This is a genomic window from Amycolatopsis sp. lyj-84 (genome assembly GCF_046549075.1).
GTDB lineage: Bacteria > Actinomycetota > Actinomycetes > Mycobacteriales > Pseudonocardiaceae > Amycolatopsis.
In genome coordinates, this window is the sequence record NZ_JAJPWO010000007.1 from 248,644 (window position 1) to 266,302 (window position 17,659).

Genomic DNA, 17,659 nt, shown 5'->3' on the forward strand with positions numbered 1-17,659 from the left:
GGGCAGATCAATGGCGATCAGCGTCTTCGACCTGTTTTCGATCGGGATCGGCCCCTCCAGCTCCCATACGGTGGGTCCGATGCGTGCCGCACTGACCTTTGTGGACGGTCTCGCCGAAGACGGCGACCTGCCCGCCACGACCCGGGTCCAATCCGAACTGTTCGGTTCGCTGGGCGCGACCGGGTTCGGGCACGGCAGCGACAAGGCCGTGCTGCTCGGGCTGTCCGGGGAGCGTCCGGAGGAAATCGACACCGACTCGGTGCCCGGCAAGGTCGCCGAGATCCGGGAAGCGTGCCTGCTGAAGTTGCGCGGTGAACACGAGATCGTGTTCACCGAGGACACCGACCTGACCATGCACCGGCGGAAGTCGCTGCCGGCGCACCCGAACGGCATGATCTTCCGCGCGTTCGACGCCGACGGGAAGGTGCTGCGCGAGCGCACCTACTACTCCGTCGGCGGCGGGTTCGTCCGCGACGAGTCCTACGAGACCGACACTGTCGTCGTCGAGGACTCGACGCGGCTGGAGTTCCCTTTCCGCACCGGCGCGGATCTGCTGAAGCACTGCGAAGACACCGGGCTGCCGGTCAGCGAGATCATGCTGCGCAACGAACTCTCCTGGCGTACGCGCGAGGAGGTCCGCGAAGGCCTGCTGGAGATCTGGCAGGTCATGGTGGAGTGCGTGCACAACGGCTGTGAGCACGAGGGCGTCCTGCCCGGCGGGCTCAAGGTCCCGCGCCGCGCGAGGGCGTTGCACGAGAAGCTGCTCGCCGAAGACGGTGTCGGCGATCCGCTGTACGCCATGGACTGGGTGAGCCTCTACGCGCTGGCGGTCAACGAGGAGAACGCCGCGGGTGGCCGCGTCGTCACCGCGCCGACCAACGGCGCGGCGGGGATCATCCCGGCGGTGCTGCACTACTACCAGCGGTTCATCCGGGGTTCGTCGGACGACGGCATCGTGACGTTCATGCTCACCGCGGGCGCGATCGGCTCGATCCTCAAGCAGACGGGCTCGATCTCGGGCGCCGAGGTCGGCTGCCAGGGCGAGGTCGGTTCGGCCAGCGCGATGGCCGCGGCCGGGCTCACCGAGGTCCTCGGCGGGTCGCCCGCGCAGGTGGAGAACGCCGCCGAGATCGGCGTCGAACACCACCTGGGGCTGACCTGCGACCCGGTCGGCGGGCTGGTGCAGATCCCGTGCATCGAGCGCAACGCCGTCGGCGCGTCGAAGGCGATCCACGCCGCGCGGATGGCGATGCGCGGCGACGGCTCGCACATCGTGACGCTGGACAAGGCGATCAAGACCATGCGCGAGACCGGCGCCGACATGAGCGTGAAGTACAAGGAGACCTCGCGCGGCGGTCTCGCCGTCAACGTCATCGAGTGCTGACACCCCCGCGTTCCGTCCTCTTGGTGCGGTACTTGCACACGCAAGTACCGCACCAAGAGGACGACTTGCGGGCGGCCTAAACTCGAAGGGTGGAGTCGAGCACGGTCGCGAACGCGGGTGACGCGCTGTTCCGCCCGGTGCGCGCGGGCAACGCCTTCGAGGAGACCGTCGAAAGGCTGCTCCAGGCGATCCGGCTGGGCGTGGTCGGCGCGGGAGAACGGCTGCCTTCGGAACGGGAGCTCGCCGAACGGCTCGGCGTCAGCCGGGTGACCCTGCGGGAAGCGATCCGCGCGCTGGCCGACGCCGGCTACGTCGAATCGCGGCGTGGTCGCTACGGCGGCACGTTCGTCAACGACGTCCTGCCCGATCCGCCCGCCGCCGACGGGCGGAAGGTCGACAACGCCACCCTGGAGGACGCGCTCGGCCTCCGGCACGTCCTGGAGACCGGCGCGGCCGAGATGGCGGCGTCGCGCTCGCTCAGCCCGGCCGACCGGCAGCATCTGACCAGCACGCTCGCCGAGGCCGCAGCGGCCGACGTCGGCGACTACCGGCGCAAGGATTCGCGGCTGCACCTGGCGATCGCCGAGGTCACCGCGTCCGGCTCGCTGACCACGGCGATGGCCGACGCGCGGATGCGGGTCAACCAGCTGCTCGACATGATCCCGCTGCTCGAACCGAACCTGGAGCACTCCAACGCCCAGCACGAGGCCATCGTCGACGCGATCCTCGCGGGTGACTCCGAGGCCGCCCGCCGGGCGATGACCGAGCACGTCGAAGGCACCGCTTCGCTGCTTCGCGCCTTCCTCGCCTGACGAAACGCGGAGCGGGCTCAGGACACGAATAGGTGATTTTCCCACAACCTTTTCACTCGTTCGGGCGTCTTACCTGGCGTGGAAAACCCGGATGACGAAACCGCACCCGAGTCGGAAACCACGGCCACCCCGGAGCCGAAAGGGAAGAAACGCAGGTGGCGCCGGATCGCCGCCTGGTCGCTCGGCCTCCTGATCGGCATCCCGGTGGCCGCGTTCGGGATCGCGTACGTCCTGCTCGACGTCCGCAGCCCGGAGGAGGTGCTAGCCGACCTCGACAAGACCGTCGTCCTGCAGAACACGGACGGATCCGAGCTGCTCAAGGTGATCCCGCCCGGCGGCGACCGCCTGTTCGTGCCCTACAACGCCATCCCCGCGAAGCTGCGCGACGCGATCGTCGCGACCGAGGACCCGACCTTCTGGGACAACGAGGGCTTCGACCTCACCGGCCTGGGCCGCGCGCTGGTGACCGGTGTCGGCGGCGGCTCGGGGATCACCCAGCAGTACATCAAGAAGTCCACCGGCAACGAGGACGCCACCCTCACCCGCAAGTTCTCCGAACTGGTGCTCGCCACGAAGATCACCCAGCAGCAGACCAAGAAAGAGATCTTCGAGAGCTACGTCAACATCATCTCCTTCGGCCGAGGCACCTACGGCCCGGCCTCGGCGATGAACGCCTACTTCGGCCGCAAGCTCGACGACTCGATCACCTGGAGCGAGGCGGCCTTCCTCGCCGGGATGATCCAGTCGCCGTCGGTGCACGACCCGTACGCCTCCACCCACGAGCACGCCATGAAGCGCTGGTCCTACGTGGTGAACAAGCTGGTCACGCGGGGTTATCTCGGTCAGGCCGAAGCGGTCGCGATGACCTATCCGGAGGATGCGATCCAGGCGCCGTCGGAGACCCGCGCCGGTCGCGTCACCTTCGAGAAGTACCACCTCAAGCAGCGGGTTCTCGCCGAGCTGGAGCAGATCGGCTACCCACTGGACCGTCTCCGCGGCGGCGCGATGAAGGTCGAGACGACCATCGACCCGCGCGCCCAGGCCGAAGCCGAGAAGGTGCTCAAGGAGCGGCTACAGGGCCAGCCGGAGCACTTCCGGGCCTCGCTGGTCGCCGTCGAACCCGGGACCGGCGCCATCCGCGCCTACAACGGCGGCGGCTGGAGCGTGCACGACTACGCCGGAACCCCGTACGGCACCGGCTCGGCCTTCCAGCCGTTCACGCTCGCCGCCGGCATCGAGCGGGGCGTCGACGTCGACGCCCCGACGAAGTCGCCAGGGCAGGTCGACTTCCTCGGCGAGACCTTCAAGTTCCAAGACCCATGCGGTGAGGGCGGGAAGTGCACGCTGCGCGAGGCGATCGTGCGGGGCGCTCGGGGACCGTTCGTCGAGCTGGCGAAGAAACTCGGCGCGGAAGCGGTCCGCGACGGCGCGCGTGCGGCGGGGATCCCCGAAGCCGTCGACGGCGAGGTGACCCTGCGCGAGAAGGACGGGTTCCTGATCGGACCGGGGATCGCGGTCGGCCGGTACCCGTTGCGGCCGAGCGACATGGCCGGGGCCTACGCGACCTTCGCCGCCGACGGCATGCGCGCCACCCCGCATCTGGTGTCGAAGATCCGGGACGAGAACGGCGAGATCGTCTGGGAACGGCCTTCCGACAAGGCGCCCGCGTTCAAGGACGACGAGGCCTTGAGCCGCCGGATCGCCGGCACGGTCAGCCAGGTGCTCACCACCGGGCTGAAGGACCGTCCGGCGGCGTTGAAGACCGGCGACCTCCAGTACAACGAGACCGACGACAACGCCGCCGGCTGGGCGGTCGGGTACACACCGCAGCTCGCGACGGCGGTCTGGGTCGGCTCCGACGAGCCGCGCCGGATGCGCGACGCGGCCGGGGAGAAACTGACCGGCAAGACGATCCCCGGCGACATCTGGCAGCGCTTCATGACCGGCGTCCACCAGGGGGTGCCGGTGCGGTGGCCCGTACCCGCCGGGACCACCGCAACGGCCCGCCCGCGCTAGTGAGGGGTGGTCGTGAGCGGCGTTTCGGGTTGGGGGCCGTGAAGGGCCCCTTGCCTACCTTCAAGGTAGTGGTGGGGGCCTTCACTACTTTCGTGATCGCCGCTTTCGCTCCACACGCACCAGCAGCCACAGTGGCCGCGCGTGAAGGCTCCCTTTCTGGGCTCAGCCGAGGAAACTCGACCTTCACTCCTTCAAGCGACCAGGGCGCCGGTACCGAGTGGGTCGGGTTGGTCGTGAGTGGCGTTTCGGGTTAGAACACGAATCGCCACTCACGACCATCCGGACCGCAGGCTCAGGAGGTCACCAGGATGACGGTCAGCCCGTCGTATCCCTTCTTGCCGACGGTCTGCAGCGCTGTCGCGTCGACCCGCGGTTCGGCGGCGATCAGTTCGTGCATCCGCCGGAGTCCCACGATCTCGTCGGCGGTGCTCGACGCGTCGGCCACCGCCCCGGCGCGGACGACGTTGTCGACCACGATCACCCCGCCCGGCCTGGTCAGCCGCAGCGCCGCCTCGAAGTAGGCCGGGTTGTTGACCCGGTCCGCGTCGATGAAGGTCAGGTCGATCGGCCCCTCGACACCGGGCAGCAGATCCAGTGCCTCCCCGAGCCGGATGTCGACGAGCTCGCCCACGCCGGCGGCGTCGAGGTTCTTGCGCGCGACGTCGGCGAATTTCGGGTAGAACTCGAGCGTCACGAGACGTCCGTCCGCCGGCAGGGCGCGGGCGAGCCAGATGGTGCTGTAGCCGCCGAGTGTGCCGATTTCGAGGATCGAGCGGGCACCGATCATCCTGGCCAGCAGGTGGAGCAGCTTGCCCTGGTTCGGGGCCACCGCGATGGCCGGCATCCCGGCCTCGTCAGAGGCGGCTAGGGCCGCTTCGAGAGCCGGATCGGACGGGACGAGCGCCTCGATGAGGTACTCGTCTACTTTGGACCAGATTTCCTGAGTCATTGAACCTCCCCAGGCCAACCTAGTGTCGTGATCCGGACCGCGATGCGTCCATCGGGGCAGCCATCGGGACGCATCTCAGGCGGCGCGGCGGCCCGCCTTCGGGATCACCAGCGGGGTCCCGGTTTCGGGGCAGGGCATGACCCGGCACGGCAACTCGAAGATCTTCTCGACGTTCTCGGCGGTCACGACGTCCTCGGGCGCTCCGGTCGCCAGGACCTCGCCGTCCCGCATCGCGATCATGTGCGTCGCGTAGCGGGCCGCGTGGTTGAGGTCGTGCAGCACGGCGACCAGCGTCCGGCCCTGTTCCTGGTGCAGCTGCGCGCACAGGTCGAGAATGTCCATCTGGTGCGCGATGTCGAGATAAGTCGTCGGCTCGTCGAGCAGTAGGAGATCGGTCTCCTGCGCGAGCGCCATCGCCATCCACACGCGCTGGCGCTGTCCGCCGGACAGTTCGTCGACCAGCCGCTCGGCGAGGTCGTCGACCCCGGTGGCGCGCATGGACTCCGCGACCACGGTGGCGTCCTCACGGGACCACTGGCGCAGCAGACGCTGGTGCGGGTACCGGCCGCGCGCGACGAGGTCGGCGACGGTGATGCCGTCGGGCGCGATCGAACTCTGCGGCAGCAGGCCGAGCCGCCGCGCGACTTCCTTGGCGGGGAAGGAGCTGATCACCTGGCCGTCGAGGAACACCGACCCCTGGCGGGGTTTGAGCATGCGCGCGAGCGCGCGCAGCAGGGTCGTCTTGCCACAGGCGTTCGGGCCGACGATGACGGTGAACGACCGGTCGGGGATGACCACCCCGAGGTCTTCGGCCACGGTCCTGCCGTCATAGGCGAGCGTCAGCGCGTCCGCGTGCAGGCGGGACGTCGTGCTCTGCGCGGTGAGGGTTTCCACGGTCTCCACGCAGGTTAGGCTAACCTAGGAGTCCGCCGTTGTGGTGTTCCGTAGGTCGCAGTCGGCTCACATCCCTCTTCGATGGCATCATCCGCAGTGCATTCCGCAGTGCAATTCCGCGAGCGGACTCGGTGCGATCGAGGGTGAAGGCGTGGAGGACTACCGGATAGTCGCGGACGAGATCTCCGCCGACGTCGAAGCGGGCAGGCTCCGCCCTGGCGACAGGCTTCCGCCGCAGCGAAGGTTCGCCCGTGAGCGGGGAATCGCCAACTCGACCGCCGCCAGGGTCTACGGCGAACTCGTGCGGAGGGGCGTCGTGGTCGGCGAGGTCGGCCGCGGCACGTTCGTCCGCGCCGGGAGGCCGCCGCTGGAGACCGCGCTCGCCGAACCGGGCGGCGCGACGGTCGACCTCGAACTCAACTTCGCCGTCCTCCCGGAGCAATCCGCGCTGGTCGGGAAGGCGCTGGAACCGCTCCTGCGGGACGACGTCCTGACAGCGGCGCTGAGGCCGGGCAGCGTCACCGGCTCGAAGCAGGCGCGTGACGCCGTCACCGGGCTGCTCGCGAGAGACGGCTGGACGCCGGAAGTCCTCTTCGCCGGAAGCGGCCGCGAGGCCATCGCGGCCGCCATCGCCTCCTTCGTGCCGATGGGGGAACGGCTCGCCGTCGAGGCCATCACCTATCCCGTGGTCAAGGCGCTCGCCGGACGGCTCGGCGTCCAGCTGGTGCCCGTCGAGGCCGACGACCAGGGTCTCGTACCCGAAGCGCTCACGGCCGCGCACGCCGCCGCGCCCGTCCGCGCGCTCTACGTCCAGCCGACGCTGCACAACCCGCTCGGGTCCACAATGGACGAACAGCGGCGTGCCGAGCTGGCGGAAACCGTGCGCCGGCTGGACATCCCGGTGATCGAGGACGGGATCTACACCTTCCTCCGGCCCGAGGTCCGTCCGTTCGCGACCTACGCGCCGGAACGCACGGTGTTCGCCGACAGCATGTCCAAGCGGCTCGCCCCCGGGCTGACCACCGGTTTCCTCGCCGTGCCACCGGGATGGACGGAGCGGCTCGCCGCGGCGGTGCGCTCGGGCGGCTGGGTCGCGCCCCGGTTCGCGCTCGAAGCCGCCACCCGGTGGATCACCGGCGGCACGCTGGAAACCGTCGAACGGGCCAAACGCCTGGACGCCGCGGAACGCCAGCGGGTGACGGCGGACCGGCTGGCCGGGTTCGCCCTGCGCGCGGATCCGCGGGCGTATCACTGCTGGTGGGAGCTCCCCGAGCACTGGCGTGCCGAGACCTTCGTCGCCGCGGCGGCGCGACGCGGGATCGCGGTCACCCCGGCGGCCGCGTTCGCCATCGTCCCCGGACACGCCCCGAACGCGGTCCGGCTCGCGGTGTCCTCGCCTCCGCTGGAGACACTCGCGGCCGCTTTGGACGTCCTCGCCGGACTCGCCGCCGGCCGCCCCGAAGACGCCGGCGTCGACTGACTCCCGCCGCGTTCAGTCCTCCAGTTGCGGTCCTTGCGCGTGCAACTACCGCAACTGGAGGACGAAACGCGGGAGGTCAGGGGTGGGGCGCCCACTTGCCGATGAAGCTGCCACAGGTGACGGTCTGCCCGGTGAGCCGCGAGCGCAGCGCGTTCTCCATCCCCAGGTAGTCGAAGATCGGCGCGTCCGCCGCGACCTCGGCGGGCACCGGCCCGCCCCGGGTCAGCGTCGGCATGTCCACGGTCTGGAACAGCACCAGGTAGTCGCCGTCGCGGTTGAGTTCGTCGGCGGTCGCGAGCATCCGTTGTGGAGCGTCGGCGACGATCTCCAGCGGCAGCGGCCATTCCAGCGGGAACGGGTTGCGCAGGCCGAAGGCGGGGTAGGCGAACGGGTTGTCGGGCAGCACCGCCGTGCGCCCCGCCGGGAACCGCGTGACGCAGTCCTGGATCTGGGACACGTAGGTGAAAGTGCCCGGGTTCGTCCGGATCCCGCGCATCGACGGCGTCACCGTGCCGAGGTCGCCGGTCAGCTTCTCGTGCGCCATGTCGAGGTACGCGGCCTCGTCGTGATGCGCGATCACGGCCCAGCCCGACGCCAGCACCGCGACCAGGCCCATCGCCGTGGCACCCGCCAGCCCGAGCCGCCGGGACGGCGCGGGCAGCGGCGGCAGCGCGTCCGACAGCAGCAGGATCGCCGTCAGCGCCAGTGTTCCGGTGAACAGCGTGGGGGTGTCGTTCCCCCAGGACAGGCTGGTCATGAAGCCGGTCGCGAAGACCAGCGCGCCCATGCGCGGGAACCGGCGCGTCGCCGCCCAGTTCACCAGCAGCGCGACGCCGAGGATCCACCAGAGGACGTCCGCCCAGCGCGAGGCGCCGGTGAAGTGTCCATCGACGACGGTGCCGACCACCACCGCCACCCCGGCCAGTACCAGCAGCCGCGCGACGATCGCGCCGGTGAATCCGGCGCGGTCGCGGAAGATCCCGAGCAGGGCGAGGAGCGCACCCGCGATCACGAAGAAGGTCAAGCCCCGTACCGGTGGCCGCAGGAGGGTCTCGGGATTTCCCAGCCACAGTCCGAGAAGCCGTTCGCCGTACGCCGGGACGCCGCCGGTGAGCTGCTCGGCCATCGCCCCGAGCCCGCCGTCGAGGGTGACGATTCCGATGTACAAGACCAAAAAGGCGCCGAGCGCCAGCAGATCCCAGGCCAGGCGCGCCCACCAGCGGCCGGTGCGGAACGCGCCCTCGCGCAGCGAGGGGTGCAGCAGCAACCAGAGCAGCGCGATCAGCGGCACCGGCGCGAAACTCTGCTTGACGAACACCGCGGTGCCCAGCAGGACCAGGCCGAGCCGCCGCGGCCACGCCTTCCCGTTGCGCAACCCGGAATCCAGTGCCCAGGCACCGCAGGCGGTCAGGAAGATCCCGTCGATCGTGTGCCACGCCATCAGCGGGAACGCGTTGAGGTTCAGCAGCGACGCGGCCGCCGTCAGCCCGGTGAGCCCCGGCCCCCAGTCGCGGACGCGGCGACGGGTGACCAGAACGGCGAACGCGATGGTCGCCAGGATGATCTCCAGCATGCTGAGCACGCTTGAGACGAAGAACAGCGGGCCCGGCAGGACGAAATCGACGATGTGCAGGTACGCCGAACCCAGCGGGCGCGCGGAGATGATGTCGGAGTGCGGGACCTCGCCGTGCAGCACCCGCCACGCCTGGGCGAGGATGAAACCCTGGTCCGACGGGTGGAAACCGAAGCGCCCCACCCGGAGTTCGGTGACGACGGCGAGCACGAGGACCCATGTCACGTGCAGGGAAATCCGCAGCACTGTCCTGGACGGACGTACCACCGCGGTGTCCGGTCCGGTCGACAGCGGGGGACTGGCGACGTCCACACTGCCCCTTCCCGCTCGTCCCTACCTCGGCCCGTGCCCGCCGACCCCGGCGTATCGGAAACCGATGGTAGCGGCCGGGGGCGTCCCCCGATCGAGCCCGGCGGCGAGGACGTCAGGGACGACGGCGCCAGACCAGCCTCGTGACCGCACCCGCCACCGAGGCGAGCGGGGCCTTCCGGGGCAGGCCACGGGATTCCGGCGCGGACTCCGGCATCGCGCGGTAGACGAGATGGGCGAAGAACCGCGTCGTCTTGGGTGCGACGAGCGTCACCAACTCGGCCGCCGTGCCTTCGGGCAGATTCAGGATCTCCGGTCGTTTCTCCAGTGCCTTCACCACGAGAGCGGCGGCGCGTTCGGGAGAACTCGACGGCATGCCGCGGTAGGACCCGGTGGGGGTGATCATGTCGGTGCGCACCAGCGGCATCCGGACCGAGGTGAAGGTGACGCCGTCGGAGAGGGTCTCCCGGCCGGCGGTCAGCCCGAACTCCTCCAGCGCTGCCTTCGAGGCCAGGTAAGCGGAAAACCGCGGCGTGTCGGTCTGCAGTCCTTGGGTGGTCACGTTGACGACGTGGCCGAACCCGCGGGCGGTCATCGACGGCAGCAGGCCGAGCGTCAGCCGCACGGGACCGAAGTAGTTGATCGCCATCGTGCGCTCGAAGTCGTGGATCCGTTCGGTGGACAGCGAAAGCGAGCGCCGGATCGAGCGGCCCGCGTTGTTGACCAGCATGTCGACGGCGCCGTGCGCGGCGAGCACGTCCTTGACCAGAGCGTCGACAGCGCCGCCGTCGGTGAGGTCGCACGGGTACGCGGACGCCTTGCCGCCCGCCGCGACGATCTGCTCGCGGACCTCTTCGAGTTCGTCGGCCCGCCTGGCCACGAGGATCACTTCGGCGCCCTTCGCGGCGACTGCCAGCGCGGACGCGCGCCCGATCCCCGAAGAGGCGCCGGTGATCAGCACCTTGCGGCCGTCGAGCGGTTCCGGCCCCGGACGGCGGCGGCCGCGATCGGGGTCCAGGTGCCCGAGCCAGTACCGGTAGAGCGGACCGGCGTACTCCTTCAACGGCGGCAAGGAGATCCCGCTGCCTTCGAGCGCCGCCGTGGTCGCGCTCGTGTCGAAGTCGACCTCCAGGCTCAGATGCGGCAGGACCTCGAGCGGGATGCCGAGTTCCGCCAGCACCGCCGCGCGGGCCGAGCGTCCGCCAGGAACGCGATCGAATCCGGCAGCCGCGGACTTCGCCAGCCGGATTCCGGCGCGTTTCAGCGCTCCGGACGGCCGGGCGGGGAGGACGGCGGAGATCTTCGGGCCGCCCGCGGCCCGCGCGAAGGCGTTGTAGACCTCGTGCAGCGGCTGCGGTCGCGGCGACGCGAGGTGGTACGTGCTGCCGCCGGGCGCGTCGACGTGCATGAGGTGCTCGATCGCTTCGACGACGTAGTCGACCGGCACGATGTTCGTGGCGCCGAGATCCGGGGCGGCCAGCGGGAGGCGGCGCGGCAGCGTGGCGAGCCGCGAGATCGCCGGGAGGAAGTAGTACGGGCCGTCGATCTTGTCCATCTCGCCGGTGCGCGAATCGCCGGCCACGGCGGACGGCCGGTACACGCGGTACGGCGTTTTCCCGTGCCGTCGCACGAGTTTCTCGGCCTCGAACTTCGTCGCGTGATACGGCGACGCGAAGGACTGGCCGAGATCGAAGTCGGCCTCGGTGAAGCGCCCGGCGTACTGCCCGGCGACCGCGATCGACGAGACGTGGTGGAAGAGCCCGGCCTTCGCGGCGGCGGCGAACTCCAGGACGTTGCGGGTGCCGTCGACGTTGGCCGCCCGGTTGGCCGCTTCGTCCGCGGTGAGGTCGTAGATCGCGCCGAGGTGCACGACGTGGTCGAGATGACCCAGGCGGGCGGGATCGATGCCCAGCGAGGGGTCGGTCAGATCGCCGGTGACGGGAACGAGCTTCTCGTGGCTCGGGAGCTTCCCGCGTGAGGTCTCCCTCACGAGAACATGGACGGCTACGGTCTCAGGTCGCCGTAGTAGGCGCGCGACCAGGCGTTTGCCCAGAAAACCCGTCGCGCCCGTCACGAAGTAGGTGGTCATGGCCGGCTCCTTCCGAACGGAGCCGACTCTACCTACTCAGAAGTAGGAACGGTAGTTGTCATTCACTGTGATCCGGATGTTCGGCCACCGCGACCACGGCGTCGCGGAGTGCGGCGCGCAGGCGCCCCACGTCCAGCGGCCCGAGTACGGCGGCTTCTCCGGGCGGGGCCACGAGCACGATCTTGTCGCTGCTCACGAACACCGTCACGTCCCTGCGCCTGCCGGCCAGATCCCGGCAGCCGACCGACCATTCGTCCCGGGGTGCCAACGTCCTCATCCTCCCGTATCCCATGATCTCCCTTTCTCGTCCGTGGCTGGGACGAGGTGATTTCGGGGCCGTGACGCGGGTTACCCGACATTCCTACTGATGGGTTAACCGGGCGTGCGTCCTGTGATCGACTTCCGGTTTCGCTAGGCCGGACGAGGGTGGACCGGAGTAGCGTCCGAGGGAAAGCCTGCTTGGGAGGTCTTTGTGTCCGAACCCAGGAAGATCGTCATCGTCGGGGCCGGCCTGGCCGGAGCGACGGCCGCCGGGGCGCTGCGAGAACGTGGCTACGCGGGCGAAATCCTGCTGCTCGGGAGCGACACGCATCGCCCGTACGAACTACCGCCGTTGTCCAAGGGTCTTTTGCTGGGCAACACCGATGAACCCGATTGGGTGCACGACGAGGGTTTCTACGAAGAGAAGGACATCGCCCACCGGGGCGGGGCGACCGCGACCAAAATCGAACTCGGCGCGCGGCTCGTGCTCGACGACGTCGGCGGTGAGCACCGGTTCGACAGGCTGGTCCTCGCCACCGGGTCCCAGCCGCGCCCGCTCCCGGTTCCCGGGGGCGATCTCCCCGGCCTGCGGACCCTGCGCACCCTCGACGACGCGCTGGCGTTGCGTTCGGCGTTCAAGGACGCCGAACGGGTGGTGATCGTCGGGGCGGGCTGGATCGGGACCGAGGCCGCGGCGGCCGCCAGGGAACACGGCGCCGAGGTGACCGTGGTCGACCAGGTCGGCTCGCCGCTGCTCGCGGTGCTGGGCGATCAGGTGTCCGGCGTCTTCAAGGACCTCCACACCGAGCACGGCGTGAACTGGCGTCTGGGTGAAGGGGTCTCCGGGTTCACCGGCGGTCCGGCCGGAGTGTCCGGCGTCCGCCTGCAGAACGGTGACGAGCTCCCCGCGGACGTCGTGCTGGTGGCCGTCGGCGCCGCGCCGCGGGTCGACCTCGCGCACGCCGCCGGACTGGAACTGTCCGACGACGGCGGTGTCTGCGCCGACGCCGGTTTGCGGACCGCCGCGCCCGACGTCTACGCGATCGGCGACATCGCCGCGCACTTCCACCCTCGCTACGGGAAACGCGTCCGCGTCGAGCACTGGTCGAACGCGAAGTGGCAGGGCGAGCACGTCGCGGGGAACCTGCTCGGCGAGAACGAGCCGTACCTGAAGAGCCCGTACTTCTTCTCGGACCAGTACGACCTCGGCTGCGAGTACCGCGGCCTCGCCGATCCCGACACCGATCAGCTGGTGGTGCGCGGCGATCTCGCGGCGCGGGACTTCACGGCGTTCTGGGTGCGGGACGGTCAGGTGACCGCCGCGATGAACGTCAACCAGTGGGACGACGGGGACGCGTTGAAGGCTCTGGTCGACGGGCGTGCGACCGTGACCGCGGAGCAGCTGCAGACGGCTGACCTCAAGTCGCTCGCGTGACCCGTGCAATGAAGGGGACTTTCATTGCAAAATTCGCAATGAAAGTCCCCTTCATTGCACTCTCGCGAGGGGCTAAGCAGCCTGAACGACCAACGCCCGCGAAGGTCGCGTCATGGTCCCGAAGGCCAGCAGGGCGAGGACGCCGAAGGCCGCCATGGTGATCCCCATCGGCACGGCGGTACCGGCGCCGCCCAGCCCGACCAGCGGCGTCGCCAGCCCGCCGACGACGAACTGCAGCACACCCAGCAGCGCCGACGCCGAACCTGCGGACCGTGCCTGGTCCGCGAGCGCCAGCGAACTCGCGTTCGGCGCCACCATGCCGATGCTCGACACCAGGACGAACAGCGGGATCAGCAGCCCGATCAGGCCCAGGTCCAGCACCGCCGCGGCCAGCACGCCGAACCCGGCCACCGCCGCGATGACGAGGCCGACGGTCAGCAGCGTCCGCTCGGGGAAGCGCCCGACGATGCGCCCGTTCAGCTGGCCGACGGCCACGATGCCGATGCCGTTGAGCCCGAAGACCAGGCTGTACGCCTGCGGGCTGAGCCCGTAGACGCCCTGCAGCGCGAAGGACGATCCGGAGATGTAGGCGAACAGGCTGCCGAACATGAGCCCGGAAGCCAGCGCGTAACCCAGGAAGCTGCGGTCGCGGAACAGGCTCGCGTACTTCCGCATCACCGAGCCGAAGCGCGCCGGCGTGCGGCGTTCCTCGGGCAGGGGCTCCGGCAGCAGGAAGAAGACGACGGCGAGCAGGATCGCGCCGAACACGGTCAGGCAGACGAACACGCCGCGCCACGAGGTCCAGTTCAGGATCTGGCCGCCGATGATCGGCGCCAGGATCGGGGCGAGCCCGTTGACCAGCATGAGCAGCGAGAAGAACTTCGTCATCGCGGTGCCGGAGTAGAAGTCGCGCACGGTCGCCCTGGCGATCACGATGCCCGCCGCGGCACCGAAGGCCTGGACACCGCGGGCGGCGATGAGCAGCTCGGCGCTCGGGGCGAAGGCGCACAGGAGCGAGCCGACCATGTAGAGAACGAGCCCGGCCACGAGCGGTTTGCGGCGGCCGATCGCGTCGGACAGCGGTCCGAGGATCAGCTGGCCGATGGCGAGCCCGATGATGAACGCGCTCAGCGTCAGCTGGACGGTCGCGTCCGCCGCGCGCAGCTCACCCGCCATCTGCGGGAGCGCGGGCAGGTACATGTCGATGGACAGGGGCCCGAAGGCGGACAGGCCGCCGAGGATCAGGACGAACCTCACGCGTCCGGTCGTGCTCGGTCGCGCGATGGTTTCTTCCACTCGCTCGGGCGCGATGGTCATGCTCTTCCCTTCCCCAGTGACGGTTCCGCGAGGAACAACTTGCTTAGAGTAGGTAACTATTCCCGCTGTGAGCCGGCGCACGCCAACTTTCGACAACTGATCCGATCAATTGTCGAACAAATCCGGATGGCTCTAGATCTTGCCAGACCTCGTCGGGTATACATCGGATGTCTGTTCGTTGCTGATGGTTCGGTCGGAAGGAAAATCCGTGCAGCTGTTGCGTCTCGGGGAGCCGGGAAGTGAGCGTCCGTTCGTACGTGCCGGGGATGGCACGGTGCGCGACCTCTCGGGGCTGACCTCCGACATCGATGGCAGCTTCTTCGCGAGCGACGGTGTCGCCAGGGTCGCGGCCGCGCTGGCCGCCGGTGAGCTGCCCGAAGCCGGTGCCGAAGCCGCGGGGGCCAGGGTCGGCGCGCCGATCGCCCGGCCCGGCAAGGTCGTCTGCATCGGGCTCAACTACCGGCAGCACGCCGAGGAGTCCGGTGCCGCCGTGCCGACCGAGCCGGTCGTCTTCATGAAGGCCTCCGACGTCGTCGTCGGCCCGGAGGACGACGTGCTCGTGCCGCGGAACTCGACGAAGACCGACTGGGAGGTCGAGCTCGCCGTCGTCATCGGCAAGACCGCTCGCTATCTCGACAGCGTCGACGAAGCCCTGGAGTACGTCGCCGGGTACGCCGTCTCGAACGACGTGTCCGAGCGCGAGTTCCAGCTCGAACGCGGCGGCCAGTGGGACAAGGGCAAGTCGTGTGAGAACTTCAACCCGCTCGGCCCGTGGCTGGTCACCGCCGACGAGGTGCCCGACCCCCAGGACCTCGGCCTGCGGCTGTGGGTCAACGGCGAGAAGAAACAAGACTCCTCCACCAGGGACATGATTTTCACGGTCGCCGAGATCGTGCATTATTTGAGCCAGTTCATGGTGCTGCGTCCGGGCGACCTCATCAACACCGGAACCCCGCAGGGCGTGGCGCTCGGTCAGCCCGATCCCAAGCCGTACCTGCGGGAAGGTGACGTCATCGAGCTCGAGATCGACGGCCTCGGCCGCCAGCGCCAGACCGCGAGGCAGGCGTGATGGCCAAGATCGTGGGCATGGAGGTGCTCGACGTCCGCTTCCCCACCTCGCGGGAGCTGGACGGTTCGGACGCCATGAACCCGGACCCGGACTACTCGGCCGCGTATGTCGTGCTGCACACCGACGGCGGCCCGGACGGCTACGGGCTCGCCTTCACCATCGGCCGCGGCAACGACGTCCAGGCCGCGGCGATCCGCGCGCTCGAACCGCATGTCGTCGGCCGGGACGTCCCCACCGGCGCGGCCGCGCTCGGCGACCTCTCGCGGGCGCTGGTCGGCGACTCGCAGCTGCGCTGGCTCGGTCCGGAAAAGGGTGTCGCGCACATGGCGATCGGCGCGGTGGTCAACGCCGCCTGGGATCTCGCCGCGCGCGTCGCCGGGCTCCCGGTCTGGCGCTTCGCCGCCGAGATGTCGCCCGAAGACCTGGTCTCCCTCGTCGACTTCCGCTACCTGTCCGACGCGCTGACCGAACAGGAAGCGCTCGACATCCTCCGCGCCGCCGAACCCGGCCGCGCGGAACGGATCGCCCGGATCGAGCGCGACGGATACCGCGCCTACAGCACGTCTCCCGGCTGGCTCGGCTACTCGGACGCGAAACTCGTCCGGCTCGCCGAACAAGCGGTCGCCGACGGCTTCGAGATGATCAAGCTGAAGGTGGGCGGAAAACTCGAGGACGACGTCCGCCGGATGAAGCTCGCCCGCGAGACCGTCGGCCCGGACATCCATGTCGCCGTGGACGCGAACCAGCGCTGGGACGTCTCGGCCGCGATCACGTGGATGACCGAGCTGGCGCCGTACGACCCGTACTGGATCGAGGAGCCCACGTCGCCCGACGACGTGCTCGGGCACGCCGCGATCGCCAAGGCGCTCGCCCCGATCCGCGTGGCCACCGGCGAGCACGTCCAGAACCGCGTGGTGTTCAAGCAGTTGCTGCAGGCGGGCGCGATCTCGGTGTTGCAGCTGGACGCCGCCAGGGTCGGCGGGTTCAACGAGAACCTGGCGATCCTGTTGCTGGCGGCCAAATTCGACGTCCCGGTGTGCCCGCACGCCGGCGGGGTGGGGCTGTGCGAACTCGTGCGGCACCTGTCGATGTTCGACTTCGTGGCGGTGTCCGGTTCCGACGCCGACCGGTCCATCGAGTGGGTCGACCACCTCCACGAACATTTCACCGATCCGGCCGTCGTGACCGATGGCCGGTACCTCGCGCCGTCCGCGCCGGGCTTCTCCGCCCGGATGCACGACGCGACCCTGCGCCGGTTCACCTTCCCCGAGGGTCCGGAATGGACGGAGATCGCCAGTGAGTGAGTTCGAAGGCCTCGTCGCCGCCGTGACCGGTGGCGCGTCGGGAATCGGCCTGGCCGTCGCGGGTCAGCTCGCCTCCCGCGGGGCGACGGTCGCGGTGCTCGACCTGAAACCGGACGACCTGCCCGAAGGTCTCACCGGATTCCGTTGCGACGTCGGGTCCGACGCCGAGGTCCGTTCGGCGATCGACGCGGTCGCCGAACGCTTCGGCAGGCTCGACGTCCTGGTCAACAACGCCGGGATCGGCGCACAGGGCGACGTCACCGCCAACGACGACGACGAATGGCACCGCGTGCTCGACGTCAACGTCGTCGGCATGGTGCGGCTGGCCCGGGCGGCGTTGCCGCATCTGAAGAATTCGCCGTCGGCCGCGATCGTCAACACCTGTTCGATCGCCGCGTGGGCGGGCCTGCCCAACCGCGCGCTGTATTCGGCCAGCAAGGGCGCGGTGCTCTCGCTGACCCTGGCGATGGCGACCGATCACCTGGCCGACCGGATCCGGGTCAACTGCGTCTGTCCCGGCACCGCGGACACCCCGTGGGTCGGCAGGCTGCTCGACTCCGCCGGCGACCCGGAGGCCGAACGGGCCGCGCTGGCCGCCCGCCAGCCGATGGGCAGGCTGGTGACCGCGGACGAGGTCGCGAACGCGATCGTGTACCTCGCCAGTCCGCTGTCGGCTTCGACCACCGGCACGGCACTCGCCGTCGACGGCGGTATGTACGGGCTGCGTCCGCGCGGCCCGGTCCAGCAGTAGGTTTTCCCCGCTGTCA

Annotated in this window: 14 protein-coding genes; 8 read left to right on the forward strand and 6 right to left on the reverse strand. The window is 69.7% G+C overall.

Features of this window, described 5'->3' with window-relative positions:
- The first annotated feature begins 10 nt into the window (after positions 1-10).
- The 3 genes from ACLJRM_RS22655 (at position 11) to ACLJRM_RS22665 (ending at position 4,212) form a co-directional block, all read left to right on the forward strand.
- A complete protein-coding gene (locus tag ACLJRM_RS22655) occupies positions 11-1,384 on the forward strand; it encodes an L-serine ammonia-lyase (protein WP_101609769.1) in 1,374 nt (457 codons plus the stop codon).
- Positions 1,385-1,473: 89 nt separating this feature from the next.
- Positions 1,474-2,196 carry a FadR/GntR family transcriptional regulator gene (locus ACLJRM_RS22660; RefSeq protein WP_101609768.1) on the forward strand — a complete coding sequence of 241 codons (723 nt, stop codon included), beginning with the start codon at positions 1,474-1,476 and terminating at the stop codon, positions 2,194-2,196.
- Between the two features lie 78 nt (positions 2,197-2,274).
- The gene (locus ACLJRM_RS22665; RefSeq protein ID WP_410664210.1) at positions 2,275-4,212 is read left to right on the forward strand and encodes a transglycosylase domain-containing protein; all 1,938 of its coding nucleotides are present in this window, start codon (positions 2,275-2,277) and stop codon (positions 4,210-4,212) included.
- A gap of 292 nt (positions 4,213-4,504) precedes the next feature.
- Here the strand turns inward: ACLJRM_RS22665 and ACLJRM_RS22670 are convergent, their stop codons facing one another.
- Together ACLJRM_RS22670 and ACLJRM_RS22675 are read right to left on the reverse strand one after the other, a co-directional pair.
- Positions 4,505-5,161 carry an O-methyltransferase gene (locus ACLJRM_RS22670; protein WP_101609766.1) on the reverse strand — a complete coding sequence of 219 codons (657 nt, stop codon included), beginning with the start codon at positions 5,159-5,161 and terminating at the stop codon, positions 4,505-4,507.
- 75 nt (positions 5,162-5,236) lie between these two features.
- On the reverse strand, positions 5,237-6,064 hold the full coding sequence (locus ACLJRM_RS22675; protein WP_101609765.1) for an ABC transporter ATP-binding protein: 828 nt from the start codon (positions 6,062-6,064) through the stop codon (positions 5,237-5,239).
- Between the two features lie 142 nt (positions 6,065-6,206).
- On the opposite strand from ACLJRM_RS22675, the gene ACLJRM_RS22680 reads away from it, so the two are divergent.
- Positions 6,207-7,535 (forward strand): PLP-dependent aminotransferase family protein, encoded by a 1,329-nt coding sequence (locus tag ACLJRM_RS22680; RefSeq protein ID WP_410664211.1) that lies wholly within the window; start codon positions 6,207-6,209, stop codon positions 7,533-7,535.
- Between the two features lie 76 nt (positions 7,536-7,611).
- On the opposite strand, the gene ACLJRM_RS22685 is transcribed toward ACLJRM_RS22680, so the two are convergent.
- The 3 genes from ACLJRM_RS22685 to ACLJRM_RS22695 form a co-directional block, all read right to left on the reverse strand.
- Complete coding sequence (locus ACLJRM_RS22685; RefSeq protein WP_101609763.1) at positions 7,612-9,420, reverse strand: hypothetical protein; 1,809 nt, start codon at positions 9,418-9,420, stop codon at positions 7,612-7,614.
- Between the two features lie 112 nt (positions 9,421-9,532).
- Positions 9,533-11,506 (reverse strand): SDR family oxidoreductase, encoded by a 1,974-nt coding sequence (locus ACLJRM_RS22690; protein ID WP_410664212.1) that lies wholly within the window; start codon positions 11,504-11,506, stop codon positions 9,533-9,535.
- Positions 11,507-11,564: 58 nt separating this feature from the next.
- A complete protein-coding gene (locus ACLJRM_RS22695; RefSeq protein ID WP_039922712.1) occupies positions 11,565-11,783 on the reverse strand; it encodes a hypothetical protein in 219 nt (72 codons plus the stop codon).
- 195 nt (positions 11,784-11,978) lie between these two features.
- On the opposite strand from ACLJRM_RS22695, the gene ACLJRM_RS22700 reads away from it, so the two are divergent.
- A complete protein-coding gene (locus ACLJRM_RS22700) occupies positions 11,979-13,202 on the forward strand; it encodes an NAD(P)/FAD-dependent oxidoreductase (protein ID WP_410664213.1) in 1,224 nt (407 codons plus the stop codon).
- A 72-nt stretch (positions 13,203-13,274) separates the two neighbouring features.
- Here ACLJRM_RS22700 and ACLJRM_RS22705 read toward each other — a convergent pair whose 3' ends face one another.
- Entirely contained in the window at positions 13,275-14,519 is a 1,245-nt protein-coding gene (locus ACLJRM_RS22705) for a Bcr/CflA family multidrug efflux MFS transporter (protein WP_410664214.1), read from the reverse strand.
- A gap of 208 nt (positions 14,520-14,727) precedes the next feature.
- Between ACLJRM_RS22705 and ACLJRM_RS22710 the strand changes: the two genes are divergently transcribed.
- Genes ACLJRM_RS22710 through ACLJRM_RS22720 form a run of 3 tightly spaced genes read left to right on the forward strand, consistent with a single transcriptional unit; the run spans position 14,728 to position 17,643 of the window.
- Positions 14,728-15,588 (forward strand): fumarylacetoacetate hydrolase family protein, encoded by an 861-nt coding sequence (locus ACLJRM_RS22710; RefSeq protein ID WP_410664215.1) that lies wholly within the window; start codon positions 14,728-14,730, stop codon positions 15,586-15,588.
- Positions 15,588-16,892, forward strand: a complete 1,305-nt coding sequence (locus tag ACLJRM_RS22715) for an enolase C-terminal domain-like protein (RefSeq protein ID WP_410664216.1) — start codon at positions 15,588-15,590, stop codon at positions 16,890-16,892. Before ACLJRM_RS22710 ends, ACLJRM_RS22715 begins: the two co-directional genes overlap by 1 nt.
- Positions 16,885-17,643: an SDR family NAD(P)-dependent oxidoreductase gene (locus tag ACLJRM_RS22720; RefSeq protein ID WP_101609757.1), complete on the forward strand. Its 759-nt coding sequence runs from the start codon at positions 16,885-16,887 to the stop codon at positions 17,641-17,643. The genes ACLJRM_RS22715 and ACLJRM_RS22720 overlap by 8 nt, the downstream gene beginning before the upstream one ends.
- The last annotated feature ends 16 nt before the right edge of the window (positions 17,644-17,659 follow it).